This is a genomic window from Promicromonospora vindobonensis (assembly GCF_042685865.1).
Taxonomy (GTDB): Bacteria; Actinomycetota; Actinomycetes; order Actinomycetales; family Cellulomonadaceae; genus Promicromonospora; species Promicromonospora vindobonensis.
In genome coordinates this window covers 1672620-1696278 of record NZ_JBHUOG010000002.1, presented here as the reverse complement: position 1 = coordinate 1696278, position 23659 = coordinate 1672620, and the positions used below count along the sequence as shown (strand labels likewise).

Annotated in this window: 20 protein-coding genes; 13 read left to right on the top strand and 7 right to left on the bottom strand. The window is 72.5% G+C overall.

The window, feature by feature from the left end:
* Positions 1-105: 105 nt before the first annotated feature.
* Positions 106-4497, bottom strand: coding sequence for a S8 family serine peptidase (locus ACFS27_RS20860; RefSeq protein WP_377186892.1), 4392 nt, complete (start codon positions 4495-4497; stop codon positions 106-108).
* Positions 4498-4705: 208 nt separating this feature from the next.
* Here ACFS27_RS20860 and ACFS27_RS20855 point away from each other — a divergent pair, with 208 nt between their 5' ends.
* Positions 4706-5161, top strand: coding sequence for a cupin domain-containing protein (locus ACFS27_RS20855; RefSeq protein ID WP_377186889.1), 456 nt, complete (start codon positions 4706-4708; stop codon positions 5159-5161).
* Between the two features lie 4 nt (positions 5162-5165).
* On the opposite strand, the gene hisD is transcribed toward ACFS27_RS20855, so the two are convergent.
* Positions 5166-6491 (bottom strand): histidinol dehydrogenase, encoded by a 1326-nt coding sequence (gene hisD / locus ACFS27_RS20850; protein ID WP_377186886.1) that lies wholly within the window; start codon positions 6489-6491, stop codon positions 5166-5168.
* A gap of 39 nt (positions 6492-6530) precedes the next feature.
* Between hisD and ACFS27_RS20845 the strand changes: the two genes are divergently transcribed.
* Complete coding sequence (locus ACFS27_RS20845) at positions 6531-6779, top strand: RNA-binding S4 domain-containing protein (protein WP_377186883.1); 249 nt, start codon at positions 6531-6533, stop codon at positions 6777-6779.
* Positions 6780-6820: 41 nt separating this feature from the next.
* On the opposite strand, the gene ACFS27_RS20840 is transcribed toward ACFS27_RS20845, so the two are convergent.
* A complete protein-coding gene (locus tag ACFS27_RS20840; protein ID WP_377186880.1) occupies positions 6821-7225 on the bottom strand; it encodes a pyridoxamine 5'-phosphate oxidase family protein in 405 nt (134 codons plus the stop codon).
* 144 nt (positions 7226-7369) lie between these two features.
* On the opposite strand from ACFS27_RS20840, the gene ACFS27_RS20835 reads away from it, so the two are divergent.
* From ACFS27_RS20835 to ACFS27_RS20825, 3 genes are all read left to right on the top strand, one after another.
* Positions 7370-8689 (top strand): carbohydrate-binding protein, encoded by a 1320-nt coding sequence (locus ACFS27_RS20835; protein WP_377186877.1) that lies wholly within the window; start codon positions 7370-7372, stop codon positions 8687-8689.
* A gap of 107 nt (positions 8690-8796) precedes the next feature.
* Positions 8797-9423: a TetR/AcrR family transcriptional regulator gene (locus tag ACFS27_RS20830; RefSeq protein WP_377186874.1), complete on the top strand. Its 627-nt coding sequence runs from the start codon at positions 8797-8799 to the stop codon at positions 9421-9423.
* 28 nt (positions 9424-9451) lie between these two features.
* On the top strand, positions 9452-10717 hold the full coding sequence (locus tag ACFS27_RS20825) for a glycosyltransferase (protein WP_377186871.1): 1266 nt from the start codon (positions 9452-9454) through the stop codon (positions 10715-10717).
* A gap of 37 nt (positions 10718-10754) precedes the next feature.
* Here the strand turns inward: ACFS27_RS20825 and ACFS27_RS20820 are convergent, their stop codons facing one another.
* Positions 10755-11429: a class I SAM-dependent methyltransferase gene (locus ACFS27_RS20820; RefSeq protein WP_377186868.1), complete on the bottom strand. Its 675-nt coding sequence runs from the start codon at positions 11427-11429 to the stop codon at positions 10755-10757.
* Positions 11430-11511: 82 nt separating this feature from the next.
* Between ACFS27_RS20820 and ACFS27_RS20815 the strand changes: the two genes are divergently transcribed.
* The 7 genes from ACFS27_RS20815 to ACFS27_RS20785 all read left to right on the top strand — a co-directional run bounded on the left by ACFS27_RS20815 (position 11512) and on the right by ACFS27_RS20785 (position 18739).
* A complete protein-coding gene (locus ACFS27_RS20815; RefSeq protein ID WP_377186865.1) occupies positions 11512-14025 on the top strand; it encodes a RecQ family ATP-dependent DNA helicase in 2514 nt (837 codons plus the stop codon).
* A gap of 70 nt (positions 14026-14095) precedes the next feature.
* A complete protein-coding gene (locus ACFS27_RS20810) occupies positions 14096-15289 on the top strand; it encodes a histidinol-phosphate transaminase (protein WP_377191108.1) in 1194 nt (397 codons plus the stop codon).
* Positions 15286-15885, top strand: a complete 600-nt coding sequence (gene hisB, locus ACFS27_RS20805) for an imidazoleglycerol-phosphate dehydratase HisB (protein ID WP_377186862.1) — start codon at positions 15286-15288, stop codon at positions 15883-15885. Before ACFS27_RS20810 ends, hisB begins: the two co-directional genes overlap by 4 nt.
* A gap of 5 nt (positions 15886-15890) precedes the next feature.
* On the top strand, positions 15891-16493 hold the full coding sequence (locus tag ACFS27_RS20800; protein WP_377186859.1) for a hypothetical protein: 603 nt from the start codon (positions 15891-15893) through the stop codon (positions 16491-16493).
* A 1-nt stretch (position 16494) separates the two neighbouring features.
* On the top strand, positions 16495-17139 hold the full coding sequence (gene hisH / locus ACFS27_RS20795; RefSeq protein ID WP_377186856.1) for an imidazole glycerol phosphate synthase subunit HisH: 645 nt from the start codon (positions 16495-16497) through the stop codon (positions 17137-17139).
* Positions 17140-17246: 107 nt separating this feature from the next.
* On the top strand, positions 17247-18014 hold the full coding sequence (priA, locus tag ACFS27_RS20790; RefSeq protein ID WP_377186853.1) for a bifunctional 1-(5-phosphoribosyl)-5-((5-phosphoribosylamino)methylideneamino)imidazole-4-carboxamide isomerase/phosphoribosylanthranilate isomerase PriA: 768 nt from the start codon (positions 17247-17249) through the stop codon (positions 18012-18014).
* Entirely contained in the window at positions 18011-18739 is a 729-nt protein-coding gene (locus ACFS27_RS20785) for an SseB family protein (protein WP_377186850.1), read from the top strand. Before priA ends, ACFS27_RS20785 begins: the two co-directional genes overlap by 4 nt.
* Before the next feature lie 12 nt (positions 18740-18751).
* Here ACFS27_RS20785 and ACFS27_RS20780 read toward each other — a convergent pair whose 3' ends face one another.
* The 3 genes from ACFS27_RS20780 to ACFS27_RS20770 are packed head-to-tail and all read right to left on the bottom strand — an operon-like array spanning position 18752 to position 20429.
* Positions 18752-19501 carry a S1C family serine protease gene (locus ACFS27_RS20780; RefSeq protein WP_377186847.1) on the bottom strand — a complete coding sequence of 250 codons (750 nt, stop codon included), beginning with the start codon at positions 19499-19501 and terminating at the stop codon, positions 18752-18754.
* A complete protein-coding gene (locus ACFS27_RS20775; RefSeq protein WP_377186844.1) occupies positions 19498-20052 on the bottom strand; it encodes a hypothetical protein in 555 nt (184 codons plus the stop codon). Before ACFS27_RS20775 ends, ACFS27_RS20780 begins: the two co-directional genes overlap by 4 nt.
* Positions 20052-20429 carry a DUF1844 domain-containing protein gene (locus ACFS27_RS20770; protein ID WP_377186841.1) on the bottom strand — a complete coding sequence of 126 codons (378 nt, stop codon included), beginning with the start codon at positions 20427-20429 and terminating at the stop codon, positions 20052-20054. Before ACFS27_RS20770 ends, ACFS27_RS20775 begins: the two co-directional genes overlap by 1 nt.
* Before the next feature lie 95 nt (positions 20430-20524).
* Here ACFS27_RS20770 and ACFS27_RS20765 point away from each other — a divergent pair, with 95 nt between their 5' ends.
* Positions 20525-23581, top strand: coding sequence for an alpha-mannosidase (locus ACFS27_RS20765; protein ID WP_377186838.1), 3057 nt, complete (start codon positions 20525-20527; stop codon positions 23579-23581).
* The last annotated feature ends 78 nt before the right edge of the window (positions 23582-23659 follow it).

Below are 23659 nucleotides of genomic sequence, written 5' to 3'. Positions count from 1 at the left end.
AGCTGTCGGCCCTGCGGCCCGTGGACCATGGGTCCCCCAGGAGCGACAGGAAGGAGGGCGCCTGCCCGAGTTCCGGGCAGGCGCCCTCCTGCGTGGGCCGTCAGGTCAGCAGGCGCCCGCGTCCTGCCACGGGCCCCACGGGGCTCCCGGCTCCTGGTTGCGGGTCCACCACTGCGCCTCCCAGAGCCGGCCGTCGTGCGCTACCGTCTCGCCACCCGTGTAGATCCACGAGCTGGTCCAGGCCTGGTAGGTGTCCGACTCGCAGACGACCTCGGCGCCGACCTCGGCCCACGGGCCCCACGGCGAGGCGCCCGGGCGATCGCCCTTGCTCCACCACTGGGCAACGAAGACCGCGCCGTCGTACGAGACCGAGTCACCGGCGCGGTAGGTGGCGCGCGCCTCCCAGGCGGGCGCTGCCACTCCGGTCACGGTGACGTCGGCCGACACGACGACGGGCGCCGCGTACGGGTCGGACGTGATGTGCTCGGCCGAGTTGGTGTACGTGCCGGTGGTGGCGTCCTGATCCACCGTGACCTCGTACGAGAGCTCGACCGGGTCGACGTCGGCCCCCACGTAGTCGAGGCAGATGCTGCCGCCGTCGGCCAGAGCCTCGGTCGGGTCGCCTGCGTTCACCACGGCCGTGCCGAGCGTGCCCGCGAGGTTCTCGATCCCGATGGTGGCAGACGCAGGCAGGGTACCGACGGAGCCGTACTCGAACGTGATCTCCGGCCGGTCGTCCGACACCGAGTTGTAGATCCAGGTCTGGAACGTGCCCACGGAGTTGGACAGGTCGGCCGGGTCACCGCCGTACGGGAACGGGTCGTCCCACTGGGCCACGACGACCTGGCCACCGGAAGAGGCCAGCCGCACGCCCCGGTCGTTGGCCAGCGAGAGCTCCAGGTCGGACCACAGCGGCGCGATGACGCCGTTCGGCCCGGCGGTGGCCGGGATCTCCTGGGGCTCCCAGGGGCTGCCGGTGTAGCCACCGGCGACGGTGATCAGGCCGTCCTCGGAGACCGTGAGGTGCGGCGACTGCTCGTCGTAGTGCGGGAACGGGCCGATGTTCGCGAAGGTGTTGACCGCCGCGCTGTCGCCGTCGAGCGGGCTGAACGGGATGGGGCTGCCGTTCTCGCCGGCCGTGGCCAGGTCGTCGAACCCGGACCACGCCGCGCACTGCGGGTCCGTCTCCGGCGTGGACGCCTCGTAGGCCCCCGCCACGCCCACCGAGGTGGGCAGGTCGACCTCCCACGTGATGGTCTGGCCGTCGACCACGCCGCCGCCGGTCACCGACTCCGGGTCGATGCTCAGCCCGTCGGGCACCGAGTCGGTGACGGTGTAGGTGAGGTCCTCCGGCGTCACGTTGGGCGCGACGGTGATGTCGTACCCGATGGTGTCGCCGACGCCCGCGGAGTCCGTCGACGCGGTCTTGGTCACGTCGTCGGCCACGCGGGACAGGCGGACCGGGATCTCCCCGATGTCGCCAGGGCTGTCCGGCGAGGTGCCGAGCACCGCGGTGCCGAAGTACAGGTCACCCTCTGCGGCGTCGGGCAGGTCCCAGTGCACGCGCACGTCGTACGGCTCGCCGGCGGGTACAGGGCCCTCAGGCCCGGCGACGCCCGCGTTGCCGAGGTCCTCGCCCGGGACGACGGCGGTCGCCACCACGTGCTCGTCCGGCTGGTCCTCGCTGCCGCCCCAGTTCTGGATCAGCACCCACCAGGTCCCGGCGTCCGGGTCGGGGACGTCGCAGGCCTCGGCCGACGACGACGTGGTGGAGGCGCACACCAGGGTCGCCTCGCTCGGCGTGTCCCCGGTACCCACGAACATGTCGAGGTCCGGCGCCTCCGCCTCGGTGACCTCCGCCACGAGCCGCGCGGCGCCGTCGGGCACCTCCAGCGTGGTGACGTCGACCTGGCTCAGGTCGTCGTACGGCGTGTCGTTGGTCGGGTCCTGGCGGAGCGAGCCCTCGTGGAGGTCCGCCTCGACCAGGCCGCGGACCGATCCGGTGAAGTCGGTGACCTCGATGGAGCTGATGTCGGTCACGGCCTGCGAGCCGGCGTCGCGACGGGTGGTGATGTCCACCTCGGCGGGCAGGATCGCGACGGCCGGGACGACGGCGACCGGCAGGGTCACGACGGGAACGTCCGGGTTGCTCGGGGTGAGCGTGATGCGCCCGTACAGCGTCTCGCCCTCAGGAGCACCCACGACGTCGGCGGAGACGGCGAGGTCGAGCGAGTCGCCCGGCGACACGGCGCCCTCGGCCAGGTCCACCGACACCGTCAGGCCCTCGTCGGAGTCCACCGACGCGGTCCAGGTGACGTCGGCGGGTGCGGACGGCGGGACCTGTGCGGTGCGCTCCCACGAGCACGTCGCCAGGCACTGGCTGTCCGCGAAGGACGGCAGGTTGAGCGTCTTGGGGTCGCCGCCCGCCTCCGGGTCGGCGGCCAGGTAGTTCGCGTGGGTCTCGTCGAACAGCAGACCTGCCTGCGCGGCGAGCCCGATGTCCATGTGGCCGCTGCCCTGCTCGTACGGGGTGGCGGGGGAGCCGTCGAAGTCCACCACGCTGGTGCGCGCCGTGGTCATGAGTGCCGACTGCTGCTGCGCCGGGGACCAGTCGGGACGGGCCTGCGTGAGCAGGGCGCCGGCGCCGGCCACGTGCGGGCTCGACATCGAGGTGCCCGAGATGATGCCGTACTCGACGTGGTCGTACGCGCCGTCGGCCACGCCGTGCGCGGCGAGGATGTCGACGCCGGGGGCGGTGATGGACGGCACGATCGTGTCGACGGCCCGGTTGGGGCCGCGCGACGAGAAGCTGGACATCGTGTCGCCGAGGGCGTCGTCCTGCGTGAACGTGGTGCCGGAGATCGCTGCGGTGTGCCCGGAGCTCTCGGCCAGCCAGGCCCGCAGCGTCTCGCCGTCGGCGTAGCTGATGGCGACGCCGGGGACGGCGAACGCGTCACCGAGCAGGGAGCCGCCGTTGGTCTCGTCGTTCGTCAGCACGAAGCCGACGGCGCCCTGCGCCGCCACGTTGGCCGACTTCTCCACGCGGCCGTTGCCGCCACGGGCGCAGACCACGATCTTGTCGGCGTAGTCCGCCTCGTGGCCCGTCGTCGTGGTGCACTGCGGGTCGCCCACGGCGCCCGCGTCGACGATCCCGGTGGCCGGCAGGGGTCCGGTCAGGGACTTCCCGGTGAGGTCGCCGAGGTCGGCGGCGTCGCTGGTCAGGTTCGTGAGGGAGTTCACGGCGTGCCGGTTGTGCGTCGAGGCGCCGACCGACGTGATCCACGGCGCGTCAGCGGGGGAGCCGGTGGTGGCGAAGCCCGGGCCGTCGTTGCCGTTCGAGGTCGCCACGAAGATGCCGGCCGCGCGCGCGTTGAGGAACCCGAGCGCGTCGAAGTCGTTCCACAGGTCCGACGGCGACGACGAGCCGATCGAGTAGTTGATGACGTCGACGCCGTCGGCGATGGCCTGGTCGATCGAGGCGGTCAGGCCAGCGGTGGTGCAGCAGCCGCGGTAGCTGATCACGTTGGCGTGCGGGGCCACACCCGAGATGTCGAACGTCGGCGGGTTCGTACCCTCCGGGGCGGTGGGCGTCACGTCGTCGACGACGTTGCCGCCGGACGTGGACGCGGTGTGCGAGCCGTGCCCGTCCTCGTCCAGGGCACTGCGGTCGTCGGCGGTCAGGAACCCGTAGGCCCCGATGAGCTTGCCGTTGCACGGGAAGTCCGGGTCGAACTGGTCGGTGTTCGCCGGGTCGCACGCGCCGAGGTAGTTGCCGGCGCCGAGCGGGTTGGTGTGCGTGTAGCCGTCGTCGCCGGTCTCGGCGAACGACGGGCTGCTCGGGTGGATACCGGTGTCGATGGTGCCGATGACGACACCCTCGCCCTGGTAGTCCTCCGGCAGGCCCAGCTCCTCGACGGCGTTCCACAGCGCGTCCGCGTTGCTCCAGGCCGGGCCTGCGTCGGTGTGCAGCTCGTGCTCGCGGTCCAGGGCGATGTGCTCGACGGCCGGGTCCTTGGCGATCTCCGCGGCCTCCTGGGGGGTGAGGACGGCGGAGACGCCGTTGACGGCGTACTGGTACGTGAACGGCACCTCGACGTCGTGCCCGACCGTGCGCTCCATGCGGGTGACGAAGTCGCCCTGCTCCGCCTCGAGGAACTCGGTGTACTCACGGACGCGCGGCGCCGACGGGTTCAGCGTCCGGCCGGACCGGGGCGCCGTCGCGTCCAGGCCGTTGACGCCGCCGTCGTAGGTGGGCACGGCTGCGTCGGACAGCCGGATCAGGTAGGTCCGTTCCGCCTTCCCGCGTCCGAGGGCCAGCTTCTGCATGGCCGGCGTGCGCTCGACGCCGGCCTGTGGCGTGGTCTCGGCCGGCACGAGGTTCTCGGCGAGGGCGTCCCGCGGATCGACCTTGTCCGCCGCAGGTGGGGCGGCAGGCACCGCGACGGCCGCCGGCGCGGCTACTGCCGCTAATGCCGTGACGGCCGCTATGACGAGCATGGACGTTCTGGACCGGTGAGACATCTACGGCTCCCTCGATACGGCAGCGATGGAACGAGCTCGAGCAGGTGCTCGCTATTCCTTCGCAGGTCACGAGGCTGTGTCAATGATTCCGCACAGGATTCACCCGGTCGACGGTCATGCTTGTCACAGATCCGTGGAGTCCCTGGTCATCACTGGCAACAGGCATCTACGGAAGGCGCAGCACATGACAGTCTCAGAGAGCCAGGCCGCACACCCGCACGGGGCCGGCGAGCACACGGGGCCGGAGGGCTGGAAGACGGCGGCCACGATGCTGCAGGACGCCTCGCCGATCACCGTCCCTGACGGCGCGTCGGCGATGACGGTCCACGTCGAGTGGGAGCCCGGCGACCCCGGGACTCCACCGCACCGCCACTCCGGGCCGGCCTTCGGGTACGTCATCGAGGGCGCGGTCCGGTTCGAGCTGGAGGGTGAGCCCGAGCGTGTCGTCGAGGCGGGCGGGACGTTCTGGGAGCCGGGCGGCGACCTGATCCACTACCAGGACGGCAACGCGCTGACCGACGCGAGGACCGAGTTCGTCGTGACCATGATGTGTGCGCCGGGCAAGCCCATGCTCGAGCTGGTGGACGCGCAGGAGCTGGCCCAGCGGGCTCACCTGCGCGCCCCGCGCCCCACCCCCTGAGTGGCTAGTGGAACCTGCCCCGCACGGCCTCGCCGTGCGCGGGCAGGTCCTCGTCGTTGGCGACGGCGACGATGCGGTCGGCGAGCTCCTCGAGGGCGTCCCGCGTGTACTCGACCTGCTGCACCGACTTCAGGAAGCTGTGTACGCCGAGGCCGCTGGCGAAGTGGGCGGTGCCACCTGTCGGCAGCACGTGGTTGGACCCGGCCATGTAGTCGCCCAGCGACACCGGCGACCACGGCCCGACGAAGATCGCGCCCGCGCTGTGCACGCGTGAGGCGACCCTGGCGGCGTCGGCCGTCTGGACCTCGAGGTGCTCAGCTCCGTAGGCGTTGACGACCGCCACGCCTGCGTCGACGTCGTCCACCAGGACGATCGCGGACTGCGGCCCGTCCAGGGCGCGCGCCACGCGGGTGGAGTGCTTGGTGGCGGACGCCAGGTCCTTGACCCGGGCCTCGACCGCTGCCGCCAGCTCTGCCGAGTCGGTGACCAGCACGGACGCCGCCATCGGGTCGTGCTCGGCCTGGCTGATCAGGTCGAGAGCCACGTGTCCGGGGTCGGCGGTGGCGTCGGCGAGGACGGCGATCTCGGTGGGCCCGGCCTCCGCGTCGATCCCGACGATGCCCCGCACCAGCCGCTTCGCCGCGGCGACGTACACGTTGCCTGGACCGGTGATGACGTCGACGGGCTCGCACAGCGTTTCGCCGTCCTGCGGCTCGGTGCCCGCTGCCCCGTAGGCGAACATCGCCACGGCCTGCGCGCCGCCCACCGCGTAGACCTCGTCCACGCCGAGCAGCGCGCACGCCGCGAGGATGGTCGGGTGCGGCAGGCCGCCGTTGTCCTTCTGCGGCGGGGACGCCACGGCGAGGCCCGGCACACCGGCCTCCTGCGCGGCGACGACGTTCATCACGACCGACGACGGGTACACCGCCAGCCCGCCAGGCGCGTACAGGCCGACGCGCTGGACGGGGATCCAGCGCTGCCGCACGACGGCGCCGGGCGCGAGGTCGGTCACGTGGTCGGCCGGAAGCTGCTCCGCGTGCACCCGGCGGACCCGGCGGATGGACTCCTCGAGGCCCCGGCGCACCAGAGGCGTGAGGCTGCCGAGGGCGTCGGCCAGCGCATCGGCGGGCACCCGCAGGTGCTCGGGCGCCACCCCGTCGAACCGCAGCGCGATCTCGCGCAGCGCGGCCGCACCGCCCTCACGGACCTGGCGGAGGAGCGGCTCGACCACATGGACGGCCTCGTCCACTCCGACCTCGGCACGGGGCAGGACGTCGAGGAGGGCGCGGCGCCCGAGGGACTGGCCGCGCAGGTCGATGCGTTGGATCACCTTGCCAGTCTATGGCGGCAGGCGGGAGACAATGGTGTGGTGTCCAACTCTGCCTTCGAATCCGACTCCGTTCCCGAGGTCCCGATCCGTGACGACGTGATCCGCCTTGGCCAGTTCCTCAAGCTCGCCGATCTCGCAGAGGACGGCGCGCAGGCGCGCGACCTCATCGCAGACGGCGAGGTGCGCGTCAACGGCGAGGTCGAGCATCGCCGTGGCCGCCAGCTCGTGCGCGGCGACGTGGTGAGCGTCGCGGTCCCGGCGGGCGAGGAATCGGCCCAGGTCGGCTGACCCACCCCACCCCACCCCAGCCGGGCCGGGCCGGGGCGTGATCAGGACGCCATGTAGGTCGAGGCCATCACCTTGTCGACCGTCACGCGCAGGACCACGCGCTCCGGGTTCGGCTCCAGCTGGCGGTAGCGGCGCGCGTAGCGCTCGACGGCGTCGGCGATCTCGGCCTCGTCCGTGCTGACGGCGATGGTGCCCTCGAGCGTGATCCAGCGGCCGCCCGCTACCTGGCAGAGCGCGGCGCGCGGAGCCCCGCCGTCGGCCAGGGGGTTGACGTTGCGGGCCTTGAACGACGTGCGGTTCGTCGTGATCCGCGCGACGCCCGCCTCGGCGTCCCAGGTGAACGCGACGGGGACCACGTGGGGGGATCCGTCGGGACGCAGGGTGGTGAGGGTCGCGAGGTGGCGCTCGGTGACGAAGACGAGCTGCTCGGGGTTGAGTCGGATCACGTCGCGAGTCTAGGTCGGGGCGGGCCTCGCCCGGCGCCGTCGCCCGCGTTGCAGCCCGGCTCCGGTGTGGGTTCCCCGTATTCCCTGCCGCACACTATTTGGCTAGGTTTCCTGACAAATGCCCGTGTCCCCGAAGGAGTGGCCATGAGACGGCGTACCTCGATCCTTGCGGCAGGCGTCGCCGCCCTGCTCGTCACCGGCCTGACGGTCCCCGCCGTGGTCGCGCACACCGGGCCGATGGCCCGGGCCGCTGCCGCCGACTGCGCCGCACCGACGTGGGCAGAGGGCAGCACCTATGCCACCGGCGACCACGTGACCCATCTCGGCCGTGGCTACACCGCGCTCGTGGGGCACACCGCGCACGTCGGTGCTGGGTGGGCGCCGGGCTCCACGCCGAGCCTGTGGACCGACGACGGCGCGTGCGCCACCGACCCTGACCCGGACCCCACCGACCCGACGCCGGACCCGGACCCCACTGACCCCACGCCTGATCCGGAGCCCACGCCGACCGACTGCAGCCAGCGGCCGCGCCCGTCGGGCAAGGTGCTGCAGGGCTACTGGGAGAACTGGGACGGCGCGAGCAACGGCGTGCATCCAGGGATGGGCTGGATCCCGGTGACGGACTCGCGCATCACCGAGCACGGGTACAACGTGGCGACGCTGGCGTTCCCCGTGATCCGGTCGGACGGCACCGTGTTGTGGGAGGACGGCATGGACTCCGGCGTGCGGGTGCCGTCGCCGGAGGAGATGTGCGCGGCGAAGGAGAGCGGCCTGACGATCCTGATGTCGATCGGCGGCGCCACCGCGGGGATCGACCTGTCGTCGCAGACGGTGGCGGACCGGTTCGTGGAGACGATCGTGCCGATCCTGCGGGAGTACAACTTCGACGGGATCGACATCGACATCGAGACGGGCCTGACGGGCAGCGGCTCGATCACGCAGCTGTCGACGTCGCAGGCCAACCTGGTGCGGATCATCGACGGGGTGCTCGCCGGGATGCCGGACGGGTTCGGGCTGACGATGGCACCGGAGACGGCCTACGTGACCGGCGGCAGCGTCGTCTACGGCTCGATCTGGGGCTCCTACCTGCCCATCATCAAGAAGTACGCCGACAACGGCCGGCTCTGGTGGCTCAACATGCAGTACTACAACGGGAGCATGTACGACTGCTCCGGCAACTCCTACGCGGCGGGCACCGTCGAGGGGTTCCGGGCGCAGACGGACTGCCTCGACGAAGGGCTCGTCATCCAGGGCACCACGATCCGGGTGCCCTACGAGAAGCAGGTGCCCGGGCTGCCTGCCCAGCAGGGCGCGGGTGGCGGGTACATGGTGCCGTCGCTCGTGTCGCAGGCGTACGGGTCGTACGGCGGGGCGCTCAAGGGCCTCATGACCTGGTCCATCAACTGGGACGGGTCGCGCGGCTGGACGTTCGGCGACAACGTGCGGGCGCTCCAGGGCCGGTAGCCACGGCCCGACGGCGGAGCGCGCGGGCGTCCCGCCGTCGGGCACCCCGGCAGGCTTGAAAACAGAGATCCACCGTGTTTTCATGTTCTGGTCGAGAGGGGCCCACCGTGCCACGAGGGTTCACCACCACGGAGCGGGACCGGATCACCCGGACGCTGCTCGCAGCGGGCCGGGAGCTGTTCACCAGGCAGGGCCTGCGCAAGACGGCGCTGGAGGAGCTGGTCGCTCCGGCCGGGATCGTGAAGAGCACGTTCTACCAGTTCTTCGACTCGAAGGAAGCCCTGTATCTCCGGCTCATGCTGGACGAGGCCGGCGAGGTCAAGGCCCAGGTCATCGACCGTGCGCTGCTGTCGACCGACGACGTGCGCGAAGCGCTGCTCCGGTTCCTGCACACGACGCTGGACGTCCTGGAGAACAACCCGCTGTGGCGGCGCCTGGTGACCCACCCCGAGGAGATGGCTGCGGTGGCGGCACGTCTCGACCCGGAGCGCCTGGCGGCGATGGGGGACACCAACCCGTCCACGGCGCTCCTCGAGTACGTCCGGCAGCGCCAGGAACGCGGCGACGTCGTCGGCGCCGACCCCGCCGTCGCGGTCGGGGCGTTGCAGGCGGTGCTGCTGATCCCGCTGAACACCCGGTACCTGGCCGACCCCGCCACCTACCGCACGACGTTCGACCTGGTCGCCGACATCGTCGCGACCGGGCTGACCACCCGACGAGGAGACCCGACATGACCGCACGCCCCCGCACCGAGGTCGTGCGATGAAGGCACTGCTCATGACGCTGGGGACGCGCGGCGACGTGCAGCCCTTCCTGGCGCTGGCCCAGGGCCTGCAGGCGGCAGGGCACGACGCCGTCGTGGTCGCGCCCCACCGGTTCGCGGACTTCGCCGCCGAGCACGGCGTCACCTTCGCTGGGGTCGACGACGGACCCATGGCACTGCTGGACGGCGAGGACTCCGGCGCGCTGCTCGAGGGTGGGATCGGTACGCGGCTGAAGCTGATGCGCGCCATGCCGGCGATGTTCACGCGCGTCCTGGAGGACTCCTGGGCCGTCGCGCGCGACTCCGGGGCCGACGTCGTGGTCCACAACGGCCAGATCGTCGCAGGGCAGCACGTCGCCGAGGCGCTGGGAGTCCCTGCCGTGCTCGCTCTCCCCATCCCGATGTACGTCCCCACGCGGGAGTTCCCGTGGCCGGGCATGGAGCTGCCGGCCCGGTTGCCTCGCGCGCTGAACCGCTCGACGTTCGCCGGTATGAAGAGCACAGCGGCGATGTTCGGGGGCAGTGTCGACCGCTGGCGCCGAGACACCCTTGACCTGCCGCGCCGGGGCGGGCGGCACGACCCGACGCGCCGGCCGGGCGGCGGGCACGCCCCCGTTCTGCACGCCTACAGCCCGGCGGTGCTGCCACGGCCCGCCGACTGGCCACCGGAGGCCCTCACCACCGGGTACTGGGAGCTGGCGGGCGACCCGGCGCCCCTGCCCGACGATCTGCGCCGCTTCATCGCGGACGGGACTCCGCCCGTCTTCGTCGGGTTCGGCTCGATGGCCGGCGCGGACCCCGCCCGGACCACCCGCACGGTGCTGGAGGCAGTCCGGCGGGCCGGGTGCCGGCTCGTCGTCGGCGCGGGCTGGGGCGGCCTGGATGTCAGCGACCTTCCGGAGGACGTGCTCGCGGTGACCGACGTCGACTACCGCTCCCTGTTCCCGCACTTGGCCGCTGTGGTGCACCACGGTGGCGCAGGCACCACCGGTGTCGCGTTCGCCGCAGGCCGGCCGCAGCTCGTCTGCCCGTTCGTCGCCGACCAGCCGTTCTGGGGCCGGCTCGTGCGCCGGCTCGGCGTGGGGCCCGCGCCGCAGCCCCAGAAGAAGCTCGAACCGGCGGCGCTCGCGGCCGCTCTCACGCAGCTGGTCGGCAACCCTGACCTGGCGGGCGCGGCGCGCCGTATCGGCGAGCAGGTGCGGGCAGAGGACGGCGTCGGCACGGCGGTGCGCGCGCTGGAGCTGATCGGCCGACAGCGCGTCTGACCGGCCGCCGCTCGCTGGGACGACGACGCCGGCCGGGTCAGCCGCTCGCGCCGGGAGTGCGCACGACGGCGTACTGGTAGCGGTGGCTGCTGCCAGGGCTGCTCGGCCGCGTCCACCAGGACTCGACCTCACCGCGCTCACCGAGGCGCTCGTGGACCATCGGGTCGGTGCGGCGGTGGAAGTAGCGCGGCGGCCCGTAGTCCTGGTCGGGCTCGGACAGAGTGCCGACGGTCAGCTCCTGCGCTCCCCACATCCCTACGGCGAACAGCCCTCCGGGCACGAGCACGCGCGTGATCTCGGTCAGCGCCGCATCCAGCTCCGCGTCGTCGAGGTGCATGAGCGTGCTCATGGACCACGCGGCGTCGAAGGCGTGGTCGTCGAACGGGAGGGCGGTCGCCGACGCGACCCGCGCGTCCAGGCCCGCAGCCCGAGCCATCTCGACCATCCCGGGGGAGAGGTCGGTCCCGGTGTACTCGAAGCCCGCCGCGACGATCGCCTCGCCGTCGAGGCCCGGTCCGCAGCCGATCTCCAGCACGGTGCGCCGTCGCTCGTCGGCGAGCAGTGCGAGGAACTCCTCCTGCGCGGCCGTGCGCCACGGCGGGATCGGCCGGCGGGCCCGGTCAGCGGCCTCGGCGTCGTAATAGGCCAGGAAGTCCGCGCGACGCGCGTCCTGGTCCGCCTGCGGGTCGGGCGCGTTCGTGGTGGAGGTCACGGGCGGTGATTCTATGGATCCCGGGCGCGAATCTGTGGATAACCCGCTCGCGGTGTCGGTGGCGGCTCTTAGGGTAGATGGCGTGACCAAGGACCCCTTCGCAGATCTGCCCTTCAACGTGGAGGAGCCGCCGGACGACGCAGCGTTCCTGACCGAGGTCGGCGATCCGGCGCCTCCGCCCTCCGCCCGGAACACGCCCGAGGCGCAGGCCGCCAAGCTCCAGATGCTGCGTGGCCTGCTGGACGAGGGGGCAGCCGCCGCGGCCGCGACGGCCGCCGCAGCGCCGGCCCCTGAGCCCGCGCCCGCGCAGGACCCGGCATCCGACGCACCCGCCGAGCCGGCCGCGCCGGTGGCAGCGCCCGAGCCTGCCGCGCGGCCGGTCACCGTCGCCTCGCCGGGCGCGTCGTTGCGCGAGGAGGCCGAGACCGCGCTGCGCGAGCTGGTCGGCCGCGACGACGCCCGGCTGCGCGACGACCAGTGGACGGCGATCGAGGCGCTGGCCGCGTTCCGCCGTCGGGCCCTCGTGGTGCAGCGCACCGGGTGGGGCAAGTCCGCCGTCTACTTCGTCGCGACCAAGCTCTTGCGTGCCCGTGGCGCCGGGCCGACCGTGATCGTGTCGCCGCTGCTGGCACTCATGCGCGACCAGATCTCGGCGGCCTCGCGGGCGGGCATCCGCGCGGTGACCATCAACTCGGCCAACATGACCGAGTGGGACGAGGTGCACGCGTCGATAGCGCGCGGTGAGGTCGACGTGCTGCTGTGCTCGCCGGAGCGCCTGAACAACCCGGGCTTCCGGGACGAGGTGCTCCCGCGCCTGGCCGCGGACGCCGGGCTCGTCGTCATCGACGAGGCGCACTGCATCTCCGACTGGGGCCACGACTTCCGGCCCGACTACCGGCGCATCCGCACGCTCCTCGCCGACCTGCCCACCGGCATCCCCGTGCTCGCCACGACGGCCACCGCCAACGAGCGCGTCACGCAGGACGTCGCAGAGCAGCTCGCCGTGCACGCCGACGGCGCGAGCCACGAGGAGGTGCTGGTGCTCCGCGGCGGGCTCGACCGCGAGTCGCTGCACCTGGCCGTGCTCGAGCTGGGCGACCAGCCCACGCGCGTGGCGTGGCTGGCGGAGGCCCTGCAGGACATCGAGGGCTCAGGCATCGTCTACTGCCTGACCGTGTCGGCCGCGGAGCAGGTCGCCGAGCAGCTGCGCGGCTACGGCCTGGGGGTCGCCGCCTACACCGGCCGCACCGAGCCCGCGCAGCGCGAGCAGCTGGAGGCCGACCTCAAGAACAACGAGGTCAAGGCGCTGGTCGCGACGTCCGCGCTCGGCATGGGGTTCGACAAGCCGGACCTGGCGTTCGTCGTGCACCTCGGCGCGCCCTCCTCGCCGATCGCGTACTACCAGCAGGTGGGCCGTGCCGGCCGTGGCGTCGACCAGGCGCTGGTGGTGCTGCTACCGGGTGTCGAGGACAAGGCGATCTGGGACTGGTTCGGCGAGCAGGCGTTCCCGGCAGAGGGACAGGTGCGGGCAACGCTCGACGCGCTGCGCGACGGCGGCACCATGTCGACGGCGGTGCTGGAGACCCAGGTGGACCTGCGCAGGTCCCGCCTGGAGACCATGCTCAAGGTGCTCGACGTCGACGGGGCGGTCCGGCGGGTGCGCGGTGGCTGGGAGTCCACGGGCCAGGCGTGGTCGTACGACGCCGAGCGGTACGCCCGGGTCGCCGCCAACCGTGCAGCGGAGCAGCAGGCGATGGTGGACTACGTCGGCACCCAGGGCTGCCGCATGGCGTACCTGCGTGCCCAGCTCGACGACCCGGAGCTCGCGCGGGGCTGGCAGTGCGGTCGCTGCGACCGGTGCGGTGCGGTGGACCTCCCGGAGGCGCCCGACGCCGAGGCGGTCGCCGCGGCACGTGCCGAGATGGACCGCCCGGGTGTCGAGGTCGAGACCCGCAAGATGTGGCCGACCGGCCTGGCATCCATCGGTCTGGACCTCAAGGGGAAGATCCCGCCGGCCGAGCTGGCCGAGCCGGGACGGGCCGTCGCCCGGCTCGACGGACTCGGCTGGTCCGGACCGCTGCGCGACCTGCTCGCCCCGACGGCGGGCGACGGTGAGCTTCCGGTGCCGCTGCGCCGGGCCGCCGCGCGGGTGCTGGACGAGTGGAGCGCGCTCCGCTCGCCCGTCGTGCCGCCCGAGCCCGACGACGGTGAGCTCGCCACCGGTGCGGCGGAGCCCGGCCCGCTCGTGATCGAGGCCGTCGTGGCGGTGCGGTCCATCAAGCGACCGCAGCTGTCGTACCACCTGGCCACCGGGCTGGCGAAGTACCTCGGCGTACCGATGATCGGCGCGATCGGTCCGGCGGCGGGGCAGGAGGAGCCGGGCCGGCACGACCTGAACTCCGCCATGCGACTTGCCGGGGTGACGCGTCGGTTGCAGCTGCAGCTCGGGGAGGGCGCGCTCCGGGGGCTGCCGGGCCGCACCGTCCTGCTGGTGGACGACTACACGGACTCCGGCTGGACGCTCACGGTCGCCGCCCGGCTGCTCCGCCAGGCCGGTGCAGCCGCGGTGTACCCGTTCGTGCTGGGTGTGCGGTGATCATGCCCACTCGCCCGGTGGGCGGACTCACACCGGGTCGGTGCCGCACGGTTCGTAGACTGGTCCGGTGATGACCCACGCCGTCGACCAGCACAGCGCCAAGGACCGGGTACCCGCGCCTTCGGTGCTGCTGCCGTTGCGCCCCGAGCTGGCGGACGAGAAGCCCTATGGCGCGCCCCAGCTCGACGTACCGGTGCTGCTGAACGTCAACGAGAACCCGTACCCGCCCAGCGACGACGTGGTCGCGACCATCGCAGAGGCGGTGGCGCGTGCCGCCCGTGGGATGAACCGCTACCCGGACCGGGACGCGACGGACCTGCGCAGGGACCTGGCCGACTATCTCGAGGTCGAGACCGGTGTCCGCCTCGAGCACCTCGACGTGTGGGCGGCGAACGGGTCCAACGAGGTGATGCTGCACGTGCTGCAGGCCTTCGGTGGCCCGGGCCGCACGGCTCTGTCGTTCGCGCCCACGTACTCGATGTACCCGGAGTACGCGCGCGACACGCACACGGCCTGGGTGGTCGGTCGACGCGAGGACGACTTCACGCTCGACCCCGTCCACGCCGCCGCGACGATCCGTGAGGTGCGGCCGTCGGTGATCCTGCTGGCCAGCCCCAACAACCCGACGGGGACGGCGCTGCCTGCCGCGACGGTCGAGGCGGTCTGCGAGGCAGCGCTCGGCGTCGACATCGACGGGGCGCACCCCGTCGTCGTGGTCGACGAGGCGTACGCGGAGTTCCGGCGTCCTGGTACGCCGTCGGCCGTGGCGCTCCTGGCGCGCTACCCGAACCTCGCTGTGTCCCGCACCATGTCCAAGGCGTTCGCAGCGGCCGGGGCCCGGGTCGGCTACCTGGCCGCGTCCGTCGACTTCGTGGACGCGCTCCGGATCGTGCGCCTCCCCTACCACCTGAGCGCCATCACACAGGCCGCGGCGGGCGCCGCGCTGCGCCACCGCGAGTCCCTCATGGCGCAGGTCGCCACGCTGCGGGCCGAGCGCGACGCGACCGTCGCCTGGCTGCGCGAGCAGCGGCTCCCGGGCGGTCTCCCGTTCGACGTGGCCGACACGGACGCCAACTTCGTGCTGTTCGGCACGTTCGGCGACCGGCACGCGGTATGGCAGGGTCTCCTGGACCGCGGTGTCCTGATCCGCGAGACCGGCCCCGACGGCTGGCTGCGGGTGTCGATCGGCACGTCCGCAGAGATGGCCGCGTTCCGCGCGGCGCTCACCGAGGTCCTGCAGGTGCAGGGAGAGGAACAGGCATGAGCAGGACAGCACGCGTCGAGCGCGCCACCTCCGAGTCGAAGGTGCTGGTCGAGCTGGATCTCGACGGCACGGGGCGGACCGAGATCAGCACGGGCGTGCCGTTCTACGACCACATGCTCACCGCGCTCGGCAAGCACTCGCTGATCGACCTGCGGGTGCAGGCGACCGGCGACACCCACATCGACGCCCACCACACGGTCGAGGACGTCGCCATCAGCATCGGCGAGGCACTGCGTCAGGCGCTCGGCGACAAGGCGGGCATCTCCCGGTTCGGCGACGCGCTCGTGCCGCTCGACGAGGCGCTGGCCCAGGCGGTCGTCGACGTGTCCGGCAGGCCGTACCTGGTGCACGAGGGCGAGCCGGCGGGCCAGGAGTACCACCTCATCGGAGGCCACTTCACCGGTTCGCTGACGCGGCACGTCCTGGAGTCGATCGCCCACCACGCGGGCATCTGCCTGCACGTGCGGGTGCTCGCAGGCAGGGACCCGCACCACATCGTCGAAGCTCAGTTCAAGGCGCTGGCGCGTGCGCTGCGCGCCGCCGTCGCCGTAGACCCCCGGGTCGACGGCATCCCGTCCACGAAGGGTGCGCTCTAGCCGCCATGTCCGACAGCACCAGGCCCGAGAACGACGGGTCCAGCAGCAGCACGCCGCCCGGCGACGACCTGCCCGACTTCGATCTCGACAACCTCGAGATCCCGGACGACCTGTCGTCCCTGACCGGTAGCGGCGAGCCGGACTTCGCCGCGCTCATCACCCAGATCGCCGGCGCCGAACCGCTCGCCGCCGCCAGCTCCCTCGCGCAGCTCGACCTCGACGCGGTACCCACCGCCGTCGGCGCGGTCGGCGTGCTCAAGGACCTCTCGGGCGACGCGCCCGAGGAGGCAGCTGCGGCTGTCTCCCAGCTGGTGCGGGGTGTCCCGCTCGTCCTGGTGACCCGCACGGGCGAGCAGCTGACGGCGGTCCGGTTCGCCGACGGCGTCCGCGGCGACGAGCTCGCCCCTGGCCTCGTGCTGGGCGGTGCTCCCGAGGACGTGGTCGACCTGCTGACGGGTGCCACGAGCGTGGCCGACCTCGACGGCGTGGTCGGCTCGACCTCGATCAGCAAGTTCAAGGCGGTGCGGATGCTGACGTCCGCCGCGCGCAAGGCACGCAAGGGCATGGGCAAGGGCGAGCCGGGTCCGGACAGCACGGACGGGGCCTGAGATGGTCGCGAGGGTCGTCGTCCTCGACTACGGCTTCGGCAACGTCCGGTCCGCCGTGCGCTCGCTGGAACGGGTGGGCGCCGACGTCACGCTGACCGCCGACCGGGCCACCGCGCAGGAGGCCGACGGCCTCGTGGTGCCGGGTGTCGGCGCGTTCGCCGCGTGCATGGCGGGGCTCAAGGCCGTCCGGGGGCACGAGGTGGTCGGCCGCAGGCTGGCCGGCAACCGTCCGGTGCTCGGCATCTGCGTGGGCATGCAGGTCATGTTCGACGCCGGCGTGGAGCACGGTGAGCGAGCCGACGGCATCGGCGAGTGGCCCGGCGTCGTCGAGCGGCTGCAGGCCGAGGTGGTGCCGCACATGGGCTGGTCGCCGGTCGAGGCGCCCGAAGGCTCGGTCCTCTTCGACGGGATCGCCGACGAGCGGTTCTACTTCGTGCACTCGTACGCCGCGCAGACCTTCACCAAGGGGTACGACGAGAACGCGGTGGGGGTCTTCTCGCCGCCGAAGGTCACTTGGGCCGACCACGGCGGGCGCTTCGTCGCGGCCGTCGAGGACGGACCCTTGGCGGCCACCCAGTTCCACCCGGAGAAGTCGGGCGACGCGGGCGCGCGCCTCCTGGAGAACTGGGTCAGCTCGCTCGCGTAGCACCTCCCACGCACCACCCGTTGAGCGCTGGGTATCTGTCGTCCGGCACGGGTCGAGACGACACCTACCCAGCACTCAGCTCAGACTCAGACTGACTTTGGAGAGACATGACCGACCGCCTCGTGCTCCTGCCCGCCGTCGACGTCGCCGACGGCCAGGCCGTCCGCCTCGTCCAGGGGGAGGCCGGCTCCGAGACCTCGTACGGCGACCCGCTGACGGCCGCCCTCGACTGGCAGTCCGGCGGCGCCGAGTGGGTCCACCTCGTGGACCTGGACGCCGCTTTCGGGCGCGGTTCCAACGCCGAGCTGCTGGCGCGCGTGGTCGGCGAGCTGGACGTGCAGGTGGAGCTGTCGGGCGGCATCCGCGACGACGAGTCGCTGGAGCGCGCGCTCGCGACCGGCGCGCGGCGCGTCAACCTCGGCACCGCCGCGCTCGAGGACCCGGCCTGGACGGCCAAGGTCATCTCCGAGCACGGCGACCGCGTCGCCGTCGGCCTCGACGTGCGCGGCACCACGCTCGCCGCACGCGGGTGGACCAAGGAGGGCGGGGACCTCTGGGAGGTCCTCGCGCGCCTCGACGAGGCGGGCTGCGCCCGCTACGTGGTCACCGACGTGACCAAGGACGGCACGCTGCGCGGCCCCAACCTGGACCTCCTGTCCGACGTCGCCGCGCGCACTCCCGCGCACGTCGTCGCCTCTGGCGGCATCTCGTCGCTCGACGACCTGACCGCGCTGCGCGCGCTGGGCACCATCGAGGGCGCAGTGGTCGGCAAGGCGCTGTACGCGGGTGCGTTCACCCTGCCCGAGGCGCTCGACGTCGCGGGTCGCCCGGCCGACGAGGTCGCAGGGCCTGTGGGCGACGAGGTCACCAAGTGAAGTCGATCCAGCCGTCCAGCCAGTTCGCGGACGACGACGGCTCGGCCGACGCCGAGCTGGCCCGGCTGCTGGCCGGCTACACGACCGGCGCGACCACGCTGCGCGACGTCGTCGCCCGGCTGGCCGAGACCAGGGTGCTGGTCCCGGTGCTGGCCGAGCTCGGTGTCGCCGAGCAGAACCCGGACGGGCTCACCGTCGACAAGGAGGCGTCCTCGGGGGTCGTGGCGCTCGAAGCACCGGACGGGCGCCGGGCGCTGCCCGTCTTCACGTCGGTCGCAGCCATGCAGTCCTGGCGGACCGACGCCCGACCGGTGCCGGTCGAGGCGACGCGCGCCGCCCTCTCCGCGGTGAACGAGAACTGGGCGCTCATCGTCGTGGACCCCGCCGGGCCGTCGACGGCGCTCGTGCCACGCCCCGCCGTCTGGGCGCTGGCGCAGGGCGAGGAGTGGCGGCCGGCCCTGGTACCGCACGAGGACGGGCTCGCCGTAGACCCCGAGGTAGCGTCGGAGATCGCGGTCGCGGCAGCGCCCGTGCAGCACGTGGTACGGGCGCACGCAGAGCCCGGCCGCACGGCGGAGGTCGCTGTGGTGCTCGCCCTCGACCCTGGACTGGACCGTGCCGGGCTCGACACCGTTCTTGGCCAGGTCAACGCCCGGCTCGCGGCGTCACAGGTCATCTCGGCCCGGGTGGACTCGCTGGAGCTGCGGATCGGCGCGGCACGCTGACCAGGGCCGCTCTCAACAACCCTTCGCCGGCGTGAACGCCGTGTCGTCGGCCAGCATGTCCTGGAGCGTCGACAGCGGCACGAGCAGGCTGTTGTCGTCCGCGGTCTTCGCGTAGACGACGCCGATCACCCGACCCTTGTCGTCCAGCGCGGCCGACCCGGACGAGCCGGGCTCGACCGGGGCGTCCGTGAGCAGCACCTCGCCGAGGTTCGCGTTCAGCGGGTCCCGTGTCGTGCCCATGACCTCGCCCTCCGTCACGGTGAGCTCCCCACCCGCCGGGTAGCCCACCACTGTGACGGGATCGCCCGGCTTCGGGTCGGTCTTCGCCAGCTCCGGGAACGACGGCAGCGGGTCCGTCGTCCGGACGACGGCGAGGTCCGCGAGCCCCGCGGTCGCCGTCGCGCCGACGGTGATGTCGTGCCCGTCGTACGTGCTGACCTCGAGCTCCTTCGAGTCCGCGACGACGTGCTTGTTGGTGATCAGGGTGTGGTCGTCGACGGCGAACCCGGAACCCGTCGACAGCTCCTCGCAGCCGACGTTACGGATACGGACCGCCATCCGCTCCACCGCGTCGAAGCCGTCAGGGCTCAGGGCGTCCCCGCCCGCCGCGGGGGACAGGTCCACCGGCGTGGACGGCACGATGTCGCTCGGCACCGGCTCCGGCAGAGGAGGCAGCACGCCGCAGCCACCCAGGGACCCGGTCAGGAAGAGCGCTCCGACGAGGACGGCGCGGCCCGCGAGCGAGCGGGCGGGCGACGTCACGGCCGCAGCTCCTGCTGCAGCGACTCGTTGGCCCGCTCCGCGTCCTCGCACAGCGCGTTGACCTGCCGTTCGTAGCGGCGCAGGTCCGAGGCCTCGTACTGGTCGGCGTCCTTGAGGTAGCCGACGAGCTGCTCCTGGCCCGACACGCACTGCCCGAGCGCCGAGGCCACGGTGGCAGCGGCCCCGCTGACCTGCGTCTGGTAGTCGAGGTACTGCTGCGAGGCTACGTTCTCGTCACCGAGCTGAGCCTTCTCGTTCGCCAGGTCCGTGATGCGCGAAGTGGCGGTGGACAGCTGGTCGCGGGCGGCCTTCAGCTCGGAGTTCGCGCCGTCGAGCTGCATCTGCAGCGACGCCACCTCCTCGGCGTACCCGTGCGCCTTCTCCTCCCACTCGGCGGAGTTGAGCTGCCAGCGCACCGTGGTCACCCACAGGTAGGCGCCGACGGCGATCGTGGCGACCAGCAGGACGGCGAGCACACGAGAACCACGGCCACGACGGGGTCCACGTGCCGGAGCGGGACCGGGCGCCGCTACGGCGGGAGCTTCGGTCATCAGACGACGGAGCCCGTGTACTTCTCGCCCGGCCCCTCGCCCGGCGCGTCGGGGATCACCGACGCCTCCCGGAACGCGAGCTGGAGGCTGCGCAGGCCGTCGCGCAGCGAACGCGCGTGCTGGTTGCCGATGTCCGGCGCGCTCGCGACCACCAGCGCGGCCAGCGCGGTGATCAGCTTGCGGGCCTCGTCGAGGTCCTTGAGCTCCTCGGCGTCGTCGCCCTCCGCGAGCCCGCACTTCACGGCGGCGGCGCTCATGAGGTGCACGGCGGCTGTCGTGATGACCTGGACGGCTGCGACCTCTGCGATGTCACGGGTGGCCTGATCGTTGCCTACCGGAGCGTCGAAGCCGGCAGGGGTCTCATCGGTGGAGCTCATGGAGACTATCTTTCCATCCCGGCAGGGTGCGGGTGAACATCTCGTCCGGCAGGTAGCCTGCGTGCGTTCAACGGTGACACAGGGGAGGCCTTTCGATGCATGACGACATCACACTGACCACCGGACGCGCGCGACGCGTGCTGACGGAGCGCATCTGGCCGGCGGTCCACGGGACGTCCGTCCCGCTCGACGTCGAGTGGCACGTGCTGCCGGGGGAGCCGGTCTCCCCGCAGGAGGGTCTGGCCCTCGCGATGGAACCCTACGAGGTGGGTACCCCGTGGGGCAGGGCCTGGGGCACCACCTGGTTCCGGCTGACGGGCACGGTCCCCGCCGGCTGGGCAGGGCGCGCCGTCGAGGTGGTGATCGACCTCGGCTTCGACACCAGCATGCCCGGCTTCCAGTCCGAGGCGCTGGTGTACCGCCCCGACGGCAGCCCGGTGAAGTCGATCAACCCCCGCAACCAGCACGTCCCGGTGTCCGACGCCGCGGCAGGCGGCGAGCGGGTCGAGCTGTTCCTCGAGGGCGCGTCGAACCCGGTGCTGCTCGGCCACGACCTGTTCCAGCAGACCCAGGAGGGCGACACCAGGACGTCCTCGCCGCGCCCGCTGTACACGACGCGGCGCATGGACCTCGCGATCTTCGAGGCCGAGGTGCACGACCTCGCGCTCGACGTCGAGGTGCTGCTCGAGCTGCAGGCCGAGCTGCCCACCGGCTCGCGCCGGATGCGGGTCCTGCAGGCCCTCGACGACGCCCTCGACGTGCTCGACCTGCAGCGCATCCCGGAGACGGCCGCCGCCGCTCGCGCGGCGCTCGCGGACGTGCTCGCCAGCCCGGCGGAGCCGAGCGCGCACGAGATCTCCGCCGTCGGGCACGCGCACATCGACTCTGCCTGGCTGTGGCCGGTCCGGGAGACGATCCGCAAAGTCGCGCGCACGACGTCGTCCATGGCGGACCTCATCGACCGCACCGACGACTTCGTCTACGGCATGTCGTCCGCTCAGCAGTACGCCTGGGTCAAGGAGCACCGGCCCGAGGTCTGGACCCGGATCAAGGAGGCGGTCGCCAAGGGCCGGTTCCTGCCGCTGGGCGGCATGTGGGTCGAGTCCGACACCGTGATGCCGTCGGGGGAGGCGCTCGCGCGCCAGTTCGCGCAGGGGCAGCGGTTCTTCGAGCGGGAGTTCGGCCTGCGCACCCACGGCGTCTGGCTGCCCGACTCGTTCGGCTACTCGCCCGCGCTGCCGCAGCTCGTGCGGCGCGCTGGGTTCGACTGGTTCTTCACGCAGAAGATCTCCTGGAACCAGGTCAACAAGTTCCCGCACCACACCTTCTGGTGGGAGGGCATCGACGGCTCCCGGGTCCTGACGCACTTCCCGCCGATGGACACGTACAACTCGCAGCTCTCCGGCGAGGAGGTCGCCAAGGCGGCGCACCAGTTCCGCGAGTCGCGGTACGCCACCGGTTCGATCGCCCCGGTCGGCTGGGGCGACGGCGGCGGCGGCACCACCCGCGAGATGACCGGCAAGGCCAGTCGCCTGGCCGATCTGGAGGGCAGCCCGAAGGTCCGCTGGGAGCACCCGGACGGGTTCTTCGAGCGTGCTCGCGCGGAGCTGGTCGCGTCCGGACACGGTGACAGCGCTGTCTGGGTGGGCGAGCTCTACCTGGAGCTGCACCGGGCCACGCTGACCTCGCAGCACCGGACCAAGCAGGGCAACCGGCGCAACGAGCAGCTCCTCGTCGAGGCCGAGGCGTGGGCAGCGACGGCGTCGGCCCGTACGGGGGCGGACTACCCGTACGACGAGCTGGACGCACTGTGGCAGCAGGTCCTCCTGCTGCAGTTCCACGACATCCTGCCCGGCACGTCGATCGCCTGGGTGCACCGCGAGACCGTCGCGCAGCACGCGGCGATCACGGCGGGTGCCCAGGAGATCATCGAGCGCTCCCTGCGGACCCTGGTGGGCGACGGCGACGCCGTCCTGCGGGCCAACCCGGCGGTGTTCGCCCAGGCGGGGGTCCCCGCGCTGGGCGTAGGGCCGGCCGCCGGCCCGACGTCGGCGCCGAGCACCCTGACCGAGCTGCCGGACGGCGGCTACGTCCTGGCGAACGACCTCGTCCAGATCACGCTGGACGCGGCGGGCCACGTGACGTCCGCGGTCGACCTGGCGACGGGACGCGATGCCGTGGCGCCCGGCAGGCAGGCCAACGTGCTGCAGCTGCACCAGGACTTCCCCAACAAGTGGGACGCCTGGGACGTGGACCGGTTCTACCGCAACTCGGTGACCGACCTGCGTGCGGCCGAGAAGGTGACCGCCGTCGTGGACGACGGCGTGGCCGTCGTGACCGTGCACCGCGCGTTCTCCGCGTCGAGCCTGGACCAGGTGATCACGCTCGCGCCGGGCAGCCGCACGCTCGAGGTCAGCATGGAGACCGACTGGCACGAGGCCGAGAAGTTCCTCAAGGTCGCCTTCCCGCTCGACGTGCGCGCAGAGCAGATCGCGGCGGAGACCCAGTTCGGCTTCACCAAGCGGGTCACCCACACCAACACGAGCTGGGAGGCGGCCAAGTTCGAGACCTCCATGCACAGGTGGGTGCTCGCGGAGGAGCCGGGGTTCGGCGTCGGGCTCGTCAACGACTCGGTCTACGGGTACGACGTGACCCGCGAGGTGTCCGACGACGGTGTCGCGCCGGCGTCGGGAGCACCAGAGGTGACGACCACCGTGCGCCTGTCCCTGCTGCGGGCCCCGCGGTTCCCCGACCCGGAGACCGACCAGGGGATCCAGACCCACCGCTACGGTCTGGTGGTCGGCGTCGACACCGCCGCTGCGACCGCGGCGGGGGCGACGTTCGGCGCGCGTCCGCGTGAGCTGCGCGGCGCGTCCGGCGTGGAGCCGCTGGTCAGCGTGTCGGGCGGCGTGACGCTGTCGGCGGTCAAGCTCGCCGACGACCGGTCGGGCGATCTCGTGGTGCGGGTCTACGAGGCGTTGGGGCGCCGTGCGTCGGGCACCGTCACGGTCGCGACGCCGGTAGCGGGTGCGCGCACCGTGAGCCTGATCGAGGACGACGTGGAGGGCGGCACGGTGGACCTGACGGAGCACGGCGTCGCGGTCGAGCTGAGCCCGTTCGAGGTCCGTACCCTGCGGTTCACGCGGGCCTGAGACCCGGCATCCTGGCGTGCCGGACCGACAGTTCACCCTCGTGACCCGTCGGTCCGGCACGCCAGGACGGGCTCCTCT

Coding starts and splice junctions, on each gene's coding strand:
- ACFS27_RS20860 (WP_377186892.1), bottom strand. CDS start 4,497: ATGCTCGTCATAGCGGCCGTCACGGCATTAGCGGCAGTAGCCGCGCCG.
- ACFS27_RS20855 (WP_377186889.1), top strand. CDS start 4,706: ATGACAGTCTCAGAGAGCCAGGCCGCACACCCGCACGGGGCCGGCGAG.
- ACFS27_RS20835 (WP_377186877.1), top strand. CDS start 7,370: ATGAGACGGCGTACCTCGATCCTTGCGGCAGGCGTCGCCGCCCTGCTC.
- ACFS27_RS20825 (WP_377186871.1), top strand. CDS start 9,452: ATGAAGGCACTGCTCATGACGCTGGGGACGCGCGGCGACGTGCAGCCC.
- ACFS27_RS20810 (WP_377191108.1), top strand. CDS start 14,096: ATGACCCACGCCGTCGACCAGCACAGCGCCAAGGACCGGGTACCCGCG.
- hisB (WP_377186862.1), top strand. CDS start 15,286: ATGAGCAGGACAGCACGCGTCGAGCGCGCCACCTCCGAGTCGAAGGTG.
- ACFS27_RS20800 (WP_377186859.1), top strand. CDS start 15,891: ATGTCCGACAGCACCAGGCCCGAGAACGACGGGTCCAGCAGCAGCACG.
- hisH (WP_377186856.1), top strand. CDS start 16,495: ATGGTCGCGAGGGTCGTCGTCCTCGACTACGGCTTCGGCAACGTCCGG.
- priA (WP_377186853.1), top strand. CDS start 17,247: ATGACCGACCGCCTCGTGCTCCTGCCCGCCGTCGACGTCGCCGACGGC.
- ACFS27_RS20775 (WP_377186844.1), bottom strand. CDS start 20,052: ATGACCGAAGCTCCCGCCGTAGCGGCGCCCGGTCCCGCTCCGGCACGT.
- ACFS27_RS20770 (WP_377186841.1), bottom strand. CDS start 20,429: ATGAGCTCCACCGATGAGACCCCTGCCGGCTTCGACGCTCCGGTAGGC.
- ACFS27_RS20765 (WP_377186838.1), top strand. CDS start 20,525: ATGCATGACGACATCACACTGACCACCGGACGCGCGCGACGCGTGCTG.